At 69.9% G+C, this 16549-nt stretch carries 12 protein-coding genes, 1 pseudogene and 1 riboswitch; of the genes and pseudogenes, 9 read left to right on the top strand and 4 right to left on the bottom strand.

Features of this window, described 5'->3' with window-relative positions; all coding sequences use genetic code 11:
* Nucleotides 1-21 precede the first annotated feature (21 nt).
* The 6 genes from gabT (at nucleotide 22) to B3G12_RS10775 (ending at nucleotide 8335) form a co-directional block, all read left to right on the top strand.
* Nucleotides 22-1365 (top strand): 4-aminobutyrate--2-oxoglutarate transaminase, encoded by a 1344-nt coding sequence (gene gabT / locus B3G12_RS10800; RefSeq protein ID WP_290500313.1) that lies wholly within the window; start codon nucleotides 22-24, stop codon nucleotides 1363-1365.
* Between the two features lie 307 nt (nucleotides 1366-1672).
* The gene (locus B3G12_RS10795) at nucleotides 1673-3157 is read left to right on the top strand and encodes an amino acid permease (RefSeq protein WP_290500311.1); all 1485 of its coding nucleotides are present in this window, start codon (nucleotides 1673-1675) and stop codon (nucleotides 3155-3157) included.
* A 37-nt stretch (nucleotides 3158-3194) separates the two neighbouring features.
* Nucleotides 3195-4751 carry an amidase gene (locus B3G12_RS10790; protein ID WP_290500309.1) on the top strand — a complete coding sequence of 519 codons (1557 nt, stop codon included), beginning with the start codon at nucleotides 3195-3197 and terminating at the stop codon, nucleotides 4749-4751.
* A 196-nt stretch (nucleotides 4752-4947) separates the two neighbouring features.
* The gene (gene pgm / locus B3G12_RS10785; RefSeq protein ID WP_290500307.1) at nucleotides 4948-6582 is read left to right on the top strand and encodes a phosphoglucomutase (alpha-D-glucose-1,6-bisphosphate-dependent); all 1635 of its coding nucleotides are present in this window, start codon (nucleotides 4948-4950) and stop codon (nucleotides 6580-6582) included.
* A 154-nt stretch (nucleotides 6583-6736) separates the two neighbouring features.
* Nucleotides 6737-6852: riboswitch (SAM riboswitch) on the top strand.
* An 11-nt stretch (nucleotides 6853-6863) separates the two neighbouring features.
* Nucleotides 6864-7223, top strand: a complete 360-nt coding sequence (locus tag B3G12_RS10780; RefSeq protein ID WP_144943069.1) for a hypothetical protein — start codon at nucleotides 6864-6866, stop codon at nucleotides 7221-7223.
* A gap of 530 nt (nucleotides 7224-7753) precedes the next feature.
* Nucleotides 7754-8335 carry a hypothetical protein gene (locus tag B3G12_RS10775; protein WP_244944874.1) on the top strand — a complete coding sequence of 194 codons (582 nt, stop codon included), beginning with the start codon at nucleotides 7754-7756 and terminating at the stop codon, nucleotides 8333-8335.
* A 21-nt stretch (nucleotides 8336-8356) separates the two neighbouring features.
* Here the strand turns inward: B3G12_RS10775 and B3G12_RS10770 are convergent, their stop codons facing one another.
* The 3 genes from B3G12_RS10770 to B3G12_RS10760 form a co-directional block, all read right to left on the bottom strand.
* On the bottom strand, nucleotides 8357-9892 hold the full coding sequence (locus B3G12_RS10770; RefSeq protein WP_145011619.1) for an LTA synthase family protein: 1536 nt from the start codon (nucleotides 9890-9892) through the stop codon (nucleotides 8357-8359).
* A gap of 246 nt (nucleotides 9893-10138) precedes the next feature.
* Nucleotides 10139-10921 (bottom strand): metal-dependent transcriptional regulator, encoded by a 783-nt coding sequence (locus B3G12_RS10765; protein ID WP_290500305.1) that lies wholly within the window; start codon nucleotides 10919-10921, stop codon nucleotides 10139-10141.
* A 380-nt stretch (nucleotides 10922-11301) separates the two neighbouring features.
* Nucleotides 11302-12156, bottom strand: a complete 855-nt coding sequence (locus B3G12_RS10760) for a 3-hydroxyacyl-CoA dehydrogenase (RefSeq protein ID WP_290500304.1) — start codon at nucleotides 12154-12156, stop codon at nucleotides 11302-11304.
* Nucleotides 12157-12528: 372 nt separating this feature from the next.
* Between B3G12_RS10760 and B3G12_RS10755 the strand changes: the two genes are divergently transcribed.
* Nucleotides 12529-13983, top strand: a complete 1455-nt coding sequence (locus B3G12_RS10755) for a uracil-xanthine permease family protein (protein ID WP_244944875.1) — start codon at nucleotides 12529-12531, stop codon at nucleotides 13981-13983.
* A 134-nt stretch (nucleotides 13984-14117) separates the two neighbouring features.
* On the opposite strand, the gene B3G12_RS10750 is transcribed toward B3G12_RS10755, so the two are convergent.
* Nucleotides 14118-14897, bottom strand: a complete 780-nt coding sequence (locus B3G12_RS10750; protein WP_144943065.1) for a helix-turn-helix domain-containing protein — start codon at nucleotides 14895-14897, stop codon at nucleotides 14118-14120.
* 50 nt (nucleotides 14898-14947) lie between these two features.
* Between B3G12_RS10750 and B3G12_RS10745 the strand changes: the two genes are divergently transcribed.
* Together B3G12_RS10745 and B3G12_RS10740 are read left to right on the top strand one after the other, a co-directional pair.
* Nucleotides 14948-15463, top strand: a complete 516-nt coding sequence (locus B3G12_RS10745) for a VOC family protein (RefSeq protein ID WP_290500301.1) — start codon at nucleotides 14948-14950, stop codon at nucleotides 15461-15463.
* Nucleotides 15464-15549: 86 nt separating this feature from the next.
* Nucleotides 15550-16532 (top strand): annotated as a pseudogene (locus tag B3G12_RS10740) (IS481 family transposase).
* Nucleotides 16533-16549: the final 17 nt, after the last annotated feature.

The raw sequence follows: 16549 nt of genomic DNA, 5'->3' as shown, positions 1-16549 counted from the left end.
CTGCACGAAAGGAACACCCACATGGCAGACATCGAGTACCGGCTCCCTCAGAAGCGCGAGCTCAAGACCAGCATCCCCGGCCCCAAGTCCCAGGCGCTGACGGAACGCCGCAAGAAGGCCGTCTCGGCTGGCGTCGCCTCCTCCCTGCCCGTCTTCGCGGACGAGCTGGACGGCGGCGTGATCCGGGACGTGGACGGCAACCAGCTCGTGGACCTCGGCTCCGGCATCGCCGTGACCTCCGTGGGTGCCTCCGCACCCAAGGTGGTCTCGCGCGTGCAGGACGCCGTGGCCAAGTTCACGCACACGTGCTTCATGGTCACCCCGTACGAGGACTACGTGAGCGTGGGCGAGAAGATCGCCGCGCTGACCCCCGGCTCGTTCGAAAAGCGCACCGCGCTGTTCACCTCCGGCTCCGAAGCCGTGGAGAACGCCGTGAAGATCGCGCGGGTGCACACGAAGCGTCAGGCAGTGGTCGTCTTCGACCACGCCTACCACGGCCGCACGAACCTCACGATGGCCATGACCGCCAAGGTGATGCCCTACAAGCAGGGCTTCGGACCGTTCGCCAACGAGGTCTACCGCGTTCCCATGTCCTACCCGTTCCGGGATCCGGAGGGCATGACGGGCGAGGAGGCCGCCCGCCGCGCGCTGGGCATCGTGGAGAAACAGGTGGGCGCGGAGAACGTGGCCGCCGTGGTCATTGAGCCCATCCAGGGTGAGGGCGGCTTCATCGTCCCCGCCGAGGGCTTCCTGCCCGCGCTGTCCTCCTGGTGCCGGGACAACGGCGCCGTGTTCGTGGCGGACGAGGTGCAGGCCGGCGTGGCCCGCGCGGGCCGCTGGTTCGCGTCCGAGTACGAGGGCGTGGAGCCGGACCTGGTGACCTTCGCCAAGGGCATCGCCGGCGGCATGCCGCTGTCCGGCGTGGTGGGCCGTGCCGAGATCATGGACGCCGTGCACGGCGGTGGTCTGGGCGGTACCTACGGCGGCAACCCCGTGGCCTGCGCGGCCGCGCTGGGCGCCCTGGAGACCATCGAGGAGTGGGACCTCGTGGACCGCGCGCTCGAGATCGAGTCGATCATCAAGGAGGAGCTCGGCTCCCTCGCCGAGTCCTCCCCGATCGTGGGCGAGCTGCGCGGACGCGGCGCGTTGATTGCGCTGGAGTTCGTGGAGCCCGGTTCCAAGGACCCGAACCCGGAGGCGGCCAAGCAGATCGCGGCCACCTGCCTCGAGAAGGGTGTAGCCATTCTGACCTGCGGCACCTACGGCAACATTGTGCGCCTGCTGCCCCCGCTGGTCATCGACTTCGACCTGCTGCGCGACGGCCTGCGCGTCTTCGCCAAGGCCATCGAGGATGCCGGCGCCTGATCCCGAGGATCTGACGCCACGCGCTCCACGAGGAGCGTCCCCAGCGGGCGGGCGGTGACCGGTTCTCCGGTTGCTGCCCGCCCGCTCTTCCTCGGTTCCGACGACGACGCCGCGCCGCGCCTTTGCTGCCTCGGCTCCGCAGCACGCAGTACGGGGATGTGGAGGTGCGGAGGCCGCGCACGAAACACCCCTGTCACACCGTCTGTGGTAGAACTCACCTGTCCCACCCGGAACCTGCCGCCCGCACTCAGCATCAGGCACCGGCCCGTTCCACCCTGCACCCGGCCGACGGCCGAAAGGAACTCTGATGAGCAACGACGGCGCACCGCACGGCGGCGCACCCTCCGGCAGCTCCGCGGCCACCACGGCCACTGCGGCCGGCGGAGACTCCCCCGAGATCACCCACAAGGCCCTGCGATCACGCCACGTCACCATGATCACGCTGGGCGGGATCATCGGCGCGAGCCTGTTCGTGGGCTCCGGCAACGTGATCCGCATGGTCGGACCGGCCGCAGTGCTGTCCTACCTGCTGGGCGGGCTGCTCGTGTTCCTGGCCATGCGGATGCTCGGCGAGATGGCCGCCGCCCGGCCGGCCGTGGGCTCCTTCATGGAGTACGCGCGCGTGGGCCTCGGGGAATGGGCCGGCTACTTCGTGGGATGGCTCTACTGGTACTTCTGGGTGGGTGTGATCGCGTTCGAGGCCGTGGTGGGTGGATCGCTGCTCGCGGGGTGGTTCCCAGCCATGCCCGTGTGGCTGGGCTCCGTGATCCTGCTGCTGATCTTCACGGGCACCAACCTGATCTCCGTGCGCTCGTTCGGGGAAGTGGAGTTCTGGCTCGCGAGCGTCAAGGTGGCGGTGATCGTCGCGTTCCTCGCCGTGGGGACCCTCTTCGCGTTCGGGCTGTGGCCCGGCGCCGGCTTCTCGATCCCGAACCTGTGGCAGCACGGCGGCTTCGCCCCTGAGGGTGGCTGGGCCGTAGTCTCAGGCGTGGCCGTGGTGATCTTCTCCTACTTCGGCACGGAGATCGCCGTGATGGCCGCCGCGGAGTCCGAGGACCCCGCCAAGGGCATCCGCCAGGCCACCGTGACCGTGGTGTGGCGCATCCTGATCTTCTTCGTGGGCTCCATCCTGCTGATCGTGACCATCGTGCCGTGGAACCAGCTTCCGGACCCGGACGAGCAGGCACCGTTCGTGTACGTCTTCGACCTCTTCGGGGTGCCCGGCGCGGAGATGATCATGAGCATCGTCATCTTCACCGCAGTGTGCTCCGTGCTGAACTCCGGGCTGTATTCCGCAGCGCGAATGTTCTCCGCTCTCGCGGCGGAAGGACTGGCTCCGCGCATCGTGGCACGGAAGTCCAAGAACGGCGTTCCCGTGGTCGCCGTGATTGCCTCCACCCTGGGCGGATATGCGGCGGTGTTCGTGAACTTCCTGGCCCCGGAGTCCGGGATCTTCGACTTCATCATGAACTCTGCGGGTCTCGTGGCTCTGTTCGTGTACGTGTTCGTGGCGATCACCCAGATGAAGCTGCGCTCGCGGATGAGCCCCGAGGAGCGCGCCAACCTCAAGCTGAAGATATGGCTGCACCCGTGGCTCGGCATCCTGGTGATCGTGGCCGTCGCGGGGATCGTGGTGGTCATGCTGGTCTCGGACGACGCGAGCCGCACCCAGGTGTGGACGAGCCTCGTGGCCGTCGGTGTGCTGGCCGTGTTCTGGCCGCTCGTGCGCCGCAACCTGCGACGCCGCCAGACACCCAGAGCCGCGGCTCCCGCCACGACGCCCACGGCCTGATCCACCACCGTCCACCGACCGTGCGCGAGAGGATCCCATGGAGCACTTCCCCACCCTGACCGAGACCGTGGCGGCGCTGCGCCGCGGTGAGACGACCAGCGAGGCACTCACCTCGGACGCCCTGGACCGCATCGACGCGCTGAACGGGCATCTGGGGGCGTTCGTCCACGTGGCGCGGGATGCGGCACTGGTCAGCGCCCGCGCCGCGGACGAGAGGCTGTCCGCGGGCCAGCGCCCGGCCGACACAGTCCGAGGCGGGACCGGCCGTGCCTCGGACGCCCCCGGTGGGTTGACCACCCTGCCCGCGCTGCTGGGGGTTCCCACCGCGCTCAAGGACGGGCACGACGTCGCCGGGATGCCCACCTCCTGGGGCAGCCTCGCATCGCGGGACGGGCACGGTGATCTGGCCCGCGCTCAGCGTTCCGACGAGCTCTCCGGGACGCTCGAGGCCGCCGGGGCCGTGATCCTGGGCAAGACGCAGGTGCCAGAGTTCCTGCTCAACAGCTATTCCGAGAACCGCATGTACCCGGCGGCACGCAACCCGTTCGCCCTGGACTGCTCCCCCGGTGGATCGTCCGGGGGTCAGGCCGCGACGGTCGCGGCGGGGATCCTGCCGGGCGCGATCGGCTCGGACGGCGGCGGCTCCGTGCGCATCCCCGCCGCGGCGTGCGGTCTCATCGGGCTGAAGCCCAACCGCGGTCGGGTCCCCAGCAGCGACGCGCTCTCCAACGTGGGGCAGCTGGGCGTGAACGGGCCGATTGCCCGCACCGCTGAGGACGCCGCCCTGCTCATGGACGTGCTGTGCCGCACCCCCGGCCACGACCGGATCCCGCGGCCCGTGGCGGCAGCACCTGAGAACTCCTTCCGCGACGTCGTCCGCGCCGCCCACCGCGGAGACACGCCCTGGGGCGAGCGGCCCCTGCGGATCGGCGTGACCACGCAGTCCCCGTTCGACGGCACCTACGACGTGCAGGTCTCCCCCGAGGCGCGCACCGCCCTGGAGCGGGGCGTGCGGCAGCTCGAGGATCTCGGGCACACGGTGGAGACTGTGGACCTCGGATTCGATCCCGCCTACCCCGAGGCTTTTTCCGCCCTGTGGACCACCGCCACGGGCCAGCTGCCCCTGGAGGGCCGGGAGCACCTGCTCACCGGACTCGCGCGCACGTTCCGCGCCCGCGCCCTGCAGCGAGGGGCCGTGGAGCTCGCGGACGCCGTGGCCGTGCTGCGCGGCATCGAGGCGGACGTGATCCGGCGGTTCGCGGACCTGGACATGCTCCTGACGCCCGCGCTGGCCATGCCGCCCCGGCCCGTGGGGTGGTTCCACGAGGGGTACGACATCGCGGACCCCGCTGGGGCGGACCAGGACTACGAGCGCCAGTGCCAGTACACGCCGTGGACGTCCGTGGTGAACGTGGTGGGACTGCCTGCCATCACGTACCCCACCACGTGGGCCGTTCCCGCCACGGGCGACTACCCGGGCCCCGTGCCCATGGGCGTCCAGCTGATCGGCGGACCGTCCTCGGAGGCCCGGCTGCTCGCGCTCGTCGCCCAGCTGGACCCGGCGACGACGCCGCGCGCGCACCTCGTCGCCTGACCCGCCGTCTCGCCGCGCCCCCTCCCCCGGACCGCAGCGCCCAATTCCGCGGGACGGCCACGTGCCGCCGTCGAGTCCCCGTGACCGTGACGAAGGCATCCCCCCCGCGCGGCGTCGCCATCCCTGGCAGGATCCGGCACGCACGGAACTGGATGTGCCGCCTGACGGGACGCGGATTCGGGACTAGGTTGGTGACATGACCAACCGTGCGGGCACCGTCGCCCAACCCAGTGACCTCGTGGACATCGACCAGCTCCTGGCCGCGTACTTCGACCGCGTACCGGACGCGGACGATCCTGACCAGCGCGTGGTGTTCGGCACCTCCGGGCACCGCGGGTCCTCACTGAAGACCTCGTTCAACGAGAACCACATTGCGGCGATCACCCAGGCGATCGTGGAGTACCGCACGGCGCAGGGCATCACCGGCCCCCTGTTCATGGGCAAGGACACGCACGCGCTGTCCGGACCCGCGCAGGACACCGCGCTGCAGGTGCTCGCGGCCAACGGCGTGCGCACCCTGCTGGACTCCCGGGACGGCTTCACGCCCACCCCGGCGCTGTCCCACGCAATCCTCACGTACAACGCCTCCGAGCCCGAGGACCGCGCGGATGGCATCGTGATCACCCCGTCCCACAACCCGCCCACGGACGGCGGCTTCAAGTACAACCCCCCGCACGGCGGTCCCGCGGACACGGACGCCACCGAGTGGATCGCGAACCGCGCCAACGACCTCATCGCGGCGGGCCTCGATGGCGTGGAGCGGGTGCCCCTGGAGGAGGCCGCCGCCGCGGAGACCACCGGGACCTTCGACTTCCTGGACAGCTACGTGGCCGCGCTGCCGCAGATCATCGACCTCGACGCCATCCGGAAGTCCGGGCTGCACATCGGCGCGGACCCCATGGGTTCCGCCTCGGTCGCGTACTGGGAGGAGATCGGCCGGCGCTTCGGGCTGAACCTCGACGTCGTGAACCCCACCGTGGACCCGCAGTGGGCGTTCATGACCCTGGACTGGGACGAGAAGATCCGCATGGACTGCTCCTCCCCGTTCGCCATGGCATCCCTGATCGGCAACAGGGACCGCTACGACATCGCCACGGGCAACGACGCCGACAGCGACCGCCACGGCATCGTCACCCCGGACGCCGGGCTCATGAACCCCAACCACTACCTCGCCGTGGCCATCGACTACCTCTACCGCAACCGCGAGGGCTGGCGGGAGGACGCCGGGGTGGGCAAGACCCTGGTCTCCTCCTCCATCATCGACCGCGTGGCCGAGTCCCTGGGGCGGCGCCTGGACGAGGTGCCCGTGGGCTTCAAGTGGTTTGTCCCCGGTCTGCTGGACGGCTCCGTCGGCTTCGGCGGCGAGGAGTCCGCCGGTGCGTCCTTCCTGCGGCTGGACGGCTCCGCGTGGACCACGGACAAGGACGGCATCATCATGGCCCTGCTCGCTGCGGAGATCACCGCGCGCACCGGCAAGACGCCTTCTCAGCGCTACCGCGAGCTCACCGAGCAGTTCGGCGACCCCGTCTACCAGCGCATTGACGCCCCGGCGAACCGCGAGCAGAAGGCCGCGCTCAAGAAGCTGTCCCCCGAGCAGGTCACCGCGGACACCCTGGCCGGTGAGCGCATCACCGCCAAGCTCACAGAGGCACCCGGCAACGGCGCGGCGATCGGCGGACTGAAGGTCACCACGGAGAACGCCTGGTTCGCGGCCCGCCCCTCCGGCACGGAGGACGTCTACAAGATCTACGCGGAGTCCTTCAAGGGCGAGGAGCACCTGAAGCAGGTCCAGCAGGAGGCGAAGGCGCTGGTGGACTCGGTGATCGGCTGAGTGCCGCGGTGCGGGCACGTCCCGCGCTGGCAGGCTGTCCAGGGGCCGCTGAGCGGTACGGGGTGCTCCCTCCCGTGCCACTCGGCGGCCCCTCTTTGTCGTCGGACAGCACCGACGCTTGTGCCTGTCTGAGCACTGTGCTGTGATGTCCCCGGATCAAGAAGCCCGACCATCAGCCCTCCGGCTGGTCGGCTGGCAACCGGTTGTTCGCACCCGGTGCCCCCGGAGGAAGATCCGCCGCCCGGCACCCGCCGCGCGGAAGACTGCGAAAGGTCACCATCATGAGCGTCTCCGTTCACACCCCCGAACACCCGTGCATCCACCCGGAGGACGGTTCCGCCTGCCGGAGCTACCACCCGGGGCACAACGCACACTACATCCAGGCCCGCCTGGCTTCCGAGAACCGGGACCGGTGGGTCCGGGTGGAGCTGGACCCCCCGCACGGGAACACGGTGCAGGCCACGTTCCCGGACGGCGAGACCCGCACGTGGTGGTGCCACGACCCCGCCCTGCTGGAACGGTTCCACACGCTGCAGCGCGGGGCTGCGGCCTCGTTCGACCCCGGGACGTCGCTCGCCAGTGTGCAGAGCACGCCGGGTCGGCGCGCCCTGCTGCACCCGGCGGTGGTCCGGGAGCAGTGATCTCCCGGCCGTGAGACGGGGAGGACACTGCTGGCCCGGCTGATTCCGTGCCGGTTCCTCCCCACGGCTGGACGGCCGGTGGTGCGCGCCGCAGGCGCGACCCACCGGCCGTTCCGCTCAGCTCACCCCGACGGTGCGTCCCTCGGATGCGGCCGGGCGTCCGCCGTCCCAGCTGGCAGTCCTCCTGGGGAGGGGCAGTGCGGAGACACGATTCTCTGGCGTGCGGCGGAGGAAACGCCGCCATCGCACGGGAACACGCCGCACGGGTGATGTTGCGGGTCGGTGAGGTTGGCTATCTGAGGAGGATCGACCTCCGCGGCCCCAGGTCGCTCCCTTGCAGGGGGGCAGACGCTCAAGGATGAGCACCCCGCATGAGGCACGCCCACGCCCAACCGGACCCCTGACAGGCCTCGGCCCGTCCAGCGTGCTGCAGGCCGAGCCCTGGCAGCACTTCCTGACCGGTCTCTCGCGACGCGCTCAGACCCTTGACTGCGCCGGGTGGCACGCCCTCGTCGTCGAGGAGCGCTCCCGTGCCGGGGTGGTCTGGTACACCCCGTACGGGCCCGGCCCTGGCGCACCCCGAGCTTCTGCCCGACGCGGTGCGCGAACTGCGCTCGGCGGCGCGAGAGCACTCGGTGGCGTGGTTGCGGGTGGAGCCACAGGTGCCGTCCCCGGTGGGCACGGCCTTCGCGGCCGCCGTGCAGCGGCAGAACGCCACGACACCCGCGATCGCCGCGGGTCTGCACCGGCTCGAAGCACGGCCGGCCCCGCGGGACATCCAGCCCGCGTACACGCGGTGGGTGGATCTCACTCGCGAGCCGGAGCAGACCCTGGCCGCCATGACACGCACCAGCCGCAATCTGTGGCGGCGGCATGGGGACAAGGTCATCGCCCTGGCCTCGGACTCCCGTCCGGACGCCGCCGAGGCGGTGATCGAGCTGCAGCACCGCACCATCGGGCGCAAGGGGTTCACGGCCCAGAGCGCAGACTACCTCCGCACCGCCGCCCGCCGCGCCCGGGACGAGGCGGGCTCGGCGCGCACGCGCGCCCGGGAGGCAGCGGGCCGCATCCGTGCCGGGCTGACCGGCGGGACGCAGGCGGGTGGGAAGTAGCCACCCGGAGGGGTCAGGGGGTCATCCCACCGGGTTCTCGGGGTCCCATGCCCGCGAGTAGAAGTCCGCGGAGCGCGAGTCCAGCAGCTGCTGGTACTCCTCCGGGTCCATCGCCTGCGCCGAGCCCTGGGGAGGCTCCTGCCGCCGGACGGACGTGCCGAGGCCCGCGGCGCCGTCGTGCACCGAGAGTCCCGCCGCCTCCAGAAGAGTGGGGTACATGCTGAGCTGGTCCGCCCCGGCCCGCAGGGGCTGCCCGGCGGTCTCGCCCGGGATCCACACGCGGTTGAACACGGTGCGGTTGGGGTGGTGGTCCAGCTGATCGTGGAAGGCGTCCCCCGCGCTCATGTGCTTGAGGTGGTCGCCCATGATCACCACGGAGGTGTCCTCCAGGTAGCCCTGGGTCTTCATGTGCTCCACGAACCCGGCCACCTGGGTCATGGAGCACGCGAACACGGAGGTCACCTGGTTCTGGGTGTCCACGTCGCACGAGTTGTAGACGTGGACGGGTTCGTGGGTGTCCAGGGTCAGCATGGACAGGTTGAACGGCTGGCCCGTGCGCTCGGACTCGGCGTGCAGGCGGTCCACCTCGTCCTTGGCGTGGGCCATGAGCCGCTCGTCACTCAGGCCCCAGTCGCTGCGGAAGTTCTCCGCGGACTCGCCCGCCGCACGCCAGTCCTCCAGACCCTTGTCCTCGGTGTAGCCGTGGCTTCGCAGGAACGTGTCCTTGCCCGCGAAGGAGGAGTTGGCCCCGCCCAGGAACGTGTTCGTGTACCCGTGGTTCTGCAGCACGTCCCCCAGGCAGGTCACGCCACCCAGATACTGTTCCTGCCCGGCGCCGATGTCGGCGGAGCCTGCGTCACCCGACTCCTTGAGCGGGATCCCGCACTGCGTGGAGACGATCCCGGCCATGGTCCAGCCACCGCCCTCGTACTGCTGGAAGTCCTCGGCGCTGCGCCACCCGTCCTCGGGCCGGGTGACCTCCTCGAGCGGAGCGAAGGCGTTCTTCTCGAACAGCTGGTCGTCCGCGAGCGTGGCCTCCCCGGACTCCAGGTAGATGACCACCAGGTTGCGCTTGTCCGCGTCACTCGTGATGGTGGGCTGGACGTACGTGGAGCCGATGTCGTGAGGGGACTTCACGGCCTTGACGTACTGGGGCAGGTCCACCGCGGACGCGAAGCTCGTGCTCCCGGCCACGAACACCGCCGCCACGGTCACGGCGGAGGCCGAGCGCACGACGCCGCGGGACGACCGGGTGCCCTGCGCGCGTCGTGCTCTGCGGACCCACGCCCGACGCGCGAAGGCGATGCCCACGGTGACCAGGAGGGGAAGTACCCCGATGACCAGCACGGAGATCCACACCACGGACCCGCCGCCACCGTCTGCCTGCACGGACATCAGGTTCATGCGCATCTGCCCCACCGAGATCTGGCCCCAGTAGTGCCGGATGATCCCGCCCGCCGCGAGCAGGGTCAGTCCCAGCCAGATCAGGCCGTAGCAGAGCCCGCGACCCGTCCAGCGGCCCACTCGCCTGCCCACGCGCAGAAAACCCTCGGACATGTCTGGACCTCGTGTTCCTGGATCATCCGGTGCCAACCCGCACCGCCGCGGCCCGGGCATGGTGTGCCGTCGCGTTCGAGTTCGTGTTTTTTCAAGGGTAGGACATGTTCCGGTCACCTGCTGTTCACCTTGTGGGCCCGCGGCGGCGCCGGACACGGCAGAGAACCCTGCTGCCCGGGGAGGCATCGACCGGTCCAGCGCGAGGCTGATGCTGTCCGCAGCCGGCCCGGCGAGCGGCCGTCCCGTTCAGCCCGCGTGGGTGAGGGCCTGCACCCAGACGGCCTCCGCCATGAGGATGCCGAGTTCCAGGGCGTCACCCCAGATCACGTCCGCGCCCTGGGTACCGGGAGAGGTCTGCGTCTGCCGATCGGCTGGCGAGCCGTCCCCGAGAAGGCCACCTTCCGGCGTCGTGCCCCCACCGGCCACCCGCACCTGCACCGTGGCGCTGCGGGCCGGGCCCGGGAGCACCCGCAGCACCGCGCCCGGCTGGATCCCCGCCTCGGCGAGCACCCGCAGGGTCTCGGGGCTCTCGTCCGAGACGCGCGTGACCCGCACGGGCTCCGGGTGGGTGACGTCCGCGAGCGGAACGGCCGGGGCGGGGGTGACCACCCCGTCCCGTGAGGGGATCGCATCCCCGTGCGGGTCCTCGGACGGGTGGCCGAGCTTGGCGTCCACACGGTCAATGAATCGGTCGGTGACGGCATGCTCGAGGACCTCGGCCTCGTCGTGGATCTCGTCCCACGCGTAGCCCAGCTCGGTGGCCAGGAACATCTCCAGGATGCGGTGGCGGCGCACCATGTGCACGGCCACGTCCCGCCCCTGCTCGGTGAGCTCGACGACCCCGTACGCGGGCCGGGTCACCAGGCCCTGTGCGGTGAGCTTCTTCAGCGCCTCCGAGACGGTGGAGGCCGCCAGGCCCATGCGCGCGGCCAGCGACGTGGTGGTCACCCGCTCCGGCTCCCACTCGCCCAGCCGCCAGATGGTCTTCAGGTAGTCCTGGGTGGCCGGGCTCAGCTCTGCGGGGTGCACGGGTTCAGGCTAGCGGCCCGCCGGGGACGTCCCCAAGGGTGCGCCCCGCGGCGTTCGCGCCGGGGACGGCAGACGGGGGCGGCGCCGCTCGGGCCGTTCCCGGGACCGCGCCCGGGCTCCCGTCCGAAGTCGCTTCGGGTGCCGCGACACCCGGCGACGCCGCGCCGTCGGCTGCGCGCGAGGGGTCACCCTGCGGCGTCGTCAGGCCGTGCGACGGGGACGCGCCCGCCTGCAGGGCCGCTGCGGCGGAATGAGTCCCGCAGGAGACGTGCCATAACGGAGCGAACACAGAAAATGGCGCTCAGATCTGCCTGTGCTCCGTTATTGCCCGGCGTGGGCCGCGGCCGCGTGCGGCTCCGCGCCGGGGCTCGGCCGGGGCATCACTCGTACGTGTAGAACCCCTGCCCGGAGCTGCGCCCCATGTGACCCTGGTCGATGAACTCCCGCTTCACGCGTTCCGCAACCCGCTGGGACTCCTCGGTCCCCGCATTCATGTTGATCTGGTAATAGGTCTCCATGCCCACGTGGTCCAGGATCTGGAAGGGGCCCAGGGGAGAACCGGTGGCGGTGCGCCAGGTCTTGTCGATGTCCTCGGCCTGTGCGATGTCGTTGACCCACAAGTGCGATGCCGCCGTGAGGAACGGGACCAGCAGGGTGTTGAGGATGTAGCCGGCCTGCTCCTTCTGGATGTGGATCGGCACCATCCCGATCTCCTCCGCGAACTGCAGGACGGCCTGCACTGCCGCGGGGTCCGTGCCGGCGTGGCCCATGACCTCGCCGGTGTTGTTGCGCCACACCTCGTTGGCGAAGTGCAGCGCCAGGAACCGCTCCGGGTGGCCCGTGGCCTCCGCGATGTCGCTGGGCAGCAGCGTGGACGAGTTGGTGCACAGGACGGTCTTCTCCGGCGCGGCCGCACCGATCTGGGACCACACCTTCTTCTTGAGCTCGAGGTTCTCGGGCACCGCCTCGATCACGATGTCCGCGTCCTGCAGGGCCGCCTCGAGATCCGTGGTGCCGCTCAACCGGGCCTTGGCCGCCTCCAGTTGCTCGGGGGTGGCCGCCATGTCCCGCGTGTACAGCAGGGACAGCTTCTCCCACTTGCCGGGCAGCGCCCCGACGATCTCCTCGCTGATGTCGTACACGGTCACGGTCTTGCCGAAGTACGCCGCCTGGAACGCGATCTGGGACCCGAGCACTCCGGATCCGATGACGGTGAGGTTCTGCAGCTCAGCCATGATGGGTTCTCCCACTTCCTCGTGAGTCTCCCCGCAGGAGGCGGTCTCCCGCGAGTCCAGGGACCACGGGCGTGGCCCTCGTCACCAACCTTACTCGCCCGTAGGTTTCCCGCCAGGGGGCGCCGACGCCGCACGGCCACCTCCCGCACGCCTCTTCCGTTTCCTGCGGGGCACCGCAGCTTGACGAGCCCTGCGCCGCGCTCACCGTCCCGGCACCAGTCCGGTGCGGCGGGGTGCACGCGGCTGCCCGGCACCCCGCCGCACCGGGCCGGCAGAACGCGCCGGGCGCCGCCGCAGACAGACCGGTAGCGACCAGTACCGAATAGAATTCCGTGGGCGGCAGGTCCGGGCCGCCGTCGACAAGGAGCCCCCATGAGTTCGTCTGTGCCCCCGCCCCAGCCACCTCAACCCCAGCCCAGCGAGTCGCATGAGCCGCCGCAGACAAAGCTCGGCTCCGCACGGGACAAGACGGATGCGCCTGCTCGGCGCGGGGGCATCGTCGACCGCCTGGGCCTGAACTGGCGCCTGCACGGGGACGGCAGGCACGTGGCACCCGGAGACGTGGTGACCCCGCGGGAGCGGCTGGCGTGGCCGCGGACCATCTCGATCGGTGCGCAGCACGTGGTGGCGATGTTCGGTGCCACGTTCCTGGTGCCGCTGCTCACGGGCTTCCCGCCGGCCACCACGCTGTTCTTCTCGGGCATCGGCACGGTGCTGTTCCTCGTCATCACGGCGGGGCGGGTGCCCAGCTACCTGGGGTCCTCGTTCGCGTTCATCGCCCCGATCACCGCGTCCGTGAACCAGTACGGCCCGGGCGGCGCGCTCGGCGGCGTGATCATGGCCGGTGCCGCGCTGTTCCTGATCGGGCTGCTCGTGCAGATCGCGGGCACCGGGTGGCTGCAGAAGCTCATGCCGCCGGCGGTCACGGGCACCATCGTGGCGCTCATCGGCTTCAACCTGGCACCGTCCGCCAAGGAGAACTTCACCGCCGCGCCCGTCACCGCGCTGGTGACACTCGGTTCGATCATCCTCATCTCCGTGCTGTTCCGCGGCCTGCTGGGCCGCCTGTCCATCCTCCTGGGCGTGGCGATTGGCTACGTCACCGCCGTGATCCGCGGTGAGGTGGACTTCACCTCGATCCGCGCCGCGTGGGACGCGCAGGGGCTCTTCGGCCTCCCCCACTTCCAGTCGCCGGAGTTCCACCTCAACCTCGCGGGGTTGTTCATCCCGGTGATCCTGGTGCTGGTCGCGGAGAACATCGGGCACGTGAAGTCCGTGGCGCTGATGACCGGTGACGACCTCGATCCGTACACCGGCCGCGCCATCATGTCGGACGGCCTGGCCACCATGATCGCGGGCTCCGGCGGCGGTTCCGGCACCACCACGTACGCGGAGAACATCGGCGTCATGGCCGCCACCCGGGTCTACTCGACCGCCGCGTACTGGGTGGCCGCCCTCGTGGCGATCCTGCTCAGTGTCACTCCCGTGTTCGGCGCGGCGGTCGCGACAGTCCCCCAGGGCGTGCTGGGCGGCGCGGCCACCGTGCTCTACGGCATGATCGGCATGCTGGGCGTACGGATCTGGGTGCAGAACCGCGTGGACTTCTCCAACCCGGTCAACCTCACCACAGCAGCGATCGCGATGATCGTGGGCATCGGCGACTACACCTGGTCCTTCGCCGGGCTCGACTTCGCGGGCATCGCCCTGGGCACCGCCGCGGCCCTGGTGGTCTACCACCTCATGGCGGGCATCGCCCGGGCACGCGGTTCCGTGGGCTCGGACCCGCTCACCCCGGACACCTCGCAGAGCCCGTCACCCCTGGGCTGAGGCACGGCCCCTCCCGACGGCCACGCCGCCCAGCCACGATGCCGGGGAAGCACGTGACGTCCCCTCCCTGGTAGGAGAAGACCGGTGGCTAGCTGGACTGACCGGACACGTCGATTGAGGCTAGGTGCGTATCGTCACGGCCTGATCGTGCGCACGCGGTAGTCCGTAAGGGTCAGTCCAAGAAGGGTGCGCGCTTCACGACTCAGGTGTGCCTGATCGACGAAGCCGTAGCGGACTGCGACATCGGCCAGCGCTTCATCCGGATTGCCACGGATCCATTCGGTCGCCTCTTGGAGGCGGCGCCGGCGGATCATGGTGTAGGGCGACAGGCCCACGTATTTCGTGGTGAGGCGGTTGACCGTCCGGGTCGAGATCCCCAGGGCGTCCGCGAGGTCTTGCACCGTGGCGATGGTGGAGTCTGTGATGGCAAGGTCGGCCAATCGGTTGGCTTGGTGAGCCTCGTCGGTCAGCGGACCCACATGGCCTTCAAGCCACGTCTCGACCTTGTCGACGACATCGGCGAGGTTGCTGTCTGATGCCCGAACTGTTTCGTGCAGTTGCGGTGCCGCGACAGGGAGGGAGTCGTCGCGGCAGGTCGCCGGCTGCTGGGTGAAGGCGGGCACTGCCGCGGGGCGCAGCAGGGCGCCAAGCACCCATCCCTGCCCGACCAGGACTCGTGTGGAGCGCCGCGTGGTGGGGCCCCAGAATCGCACGTGCTCCCTTTCGAAGGCGAGGTTGCTCGCAGGAAAGGCCAGGAGTTCTTGCGACGAGTGGTACCCCGAGGGAAGGTCCCAGGTGCTGGTCCACCACCAGGCCACCAGGTCCTGGTGACCTGGTGGAATCCGGGCGAAATCCGAGGGTAGCTCCGCTGGGAACAAGGGACCCCGTCCGCTGACGTCAGACGTGGCGGTCATGGCAGGAATCTACAAGACCACCCACGTCACTGGCCCCTAGTGTCCAGATCATGACGACGGCACCATTTTCCCCCGCCCATGGCGAGTACACCGACAACGGTCGCCCGAAGGGCTTCTCCAGCCTGACTCCCTTCGTTGCGCTCAAGAATCCGAAGGCTGCATTGGAGTTCTACACGGACGTATTCGGTGCCCGCGTACTGAACTCCACCGAGATGGAGGGGATGATCATCCACGCGGAGCTCGACTTCGGGTGTGGTCGCCTCCAACTGGGGTCGGCGATGGAGGCCTATCACCTGCGGGCGCTGGATCCGGAGGCCGAAGACGCGCCGTTCTCCCTCGGCATATACGTCGCGAACGTGGACAGGGTCGTTGAGACCGCGGTCGCTCGCGGCGCTGTGCTGCGCGAGGCTGTGACGGGTTTCGTCTCTGGTGACCGTTACGGGAGCATCCGCGATCCGTTCGGGATCCGGTGGTCGGTGATGACGCGCGTCGAGGACCTCAGCGATGAGGAATCAGCTCGCCGGGTTGATGCCTGGGCCGCAGAAATGAGCAACCAGAACAACTGACACTCTCCGTCGGTTGCTCCGCGGCGGGGCGCTTGTGATGGGCGGCCACCGTGAGGTGGCCGCCCATCACACCTTGGAGGACGTCCATGTCCCACCCCGATGCCGCACTGACCCCACGCCGCCGCCTGATCGTCGGCCAGCTCGTCGTGGATGATGGCTGGCCGATTAGCGAGGTCGCTGCCCGCTTCCAGGTCTCGTGGTCCACGGTGAAGCGCTGGGCAGACCGGTACCGAGCGGGCGAGACCATGCAGGACCGCTCGTCGCGACCGCGCCACTCGCCGAACAGGACCGATACGAATACGACCAAACGCTGCATCCAGCTCCGGCTGCGTCTCCGCTAAGGACCAGTCCCGTTGACCAGTCGGCTGGGGATCGCGCCATCGACGGTCCACCGGAACCTTGTCGATGCCCGCTTGAACCGGCTCTCACATGTCGACCGCGCAACGGGGGAACCCGTCCGTCGTCACGAGCACGACCACCCCGGCGCGATGCTCCACGTCGACGTGAAGAAGCTCGGCAACATCCCCGACGGCGGAGGCCGGCGCTACGTCGGCCGACAGCAAGGCGAGAAGAACCGGGCCGCCACACAGGGCAAGCCCCGGAACAAGGACCGGGACCCGTTGATGGGCAAGGCCTACGTCCACACCGTCACCGATGACCACTCCCGCGTCGCCTACGCCGAAATCCACGACGACGAAACGGCACTCACCGCAGCCGGCGTACTGGCCCGGGCCGTCGAGTGGTCTAACCAGCGAGGCGTCACCGTCGAACGGGTCCTGTCCGACAATGGCGGTGCCTACCGCTCCCACCTGTGGCGCGACACCTGCGCCGAACTCGGGATCAAGCACAAACGCACCAGGCCCTACCGGCCGCAGACCAACGGCAAGATCGAGAGATTCCACCGCACCCTGGCCGACGGCTGGGCCTACGCCCGCTGCTACGCCTCCGAAGCCGAACGTCGCGGCGAACTGGACGGCTGGACTACGACAACCACCACCGGCCCCACACGGCCTGCGGCAACCAACCGCCGTTCTCACGATTGACCAACGTCCCCGGTCAGTACAGCTAGCACCACATCGTGAGGTA

Origin of the sequence: Kocuria sp. UBA5001 (genome assembly GCF_002398425.1) — a bacterium.
Classification (GTDB): Bacteria; Actinomycetota; Actinomycetes; order Actinomycetales; family Micrococcaceae; genus Kocuria; species Kocuria salsicia.
Note: the sequence above shows the minus strand (reverse complement) of the source record. Positions and strands in the feature narration are given on the sequence as shown.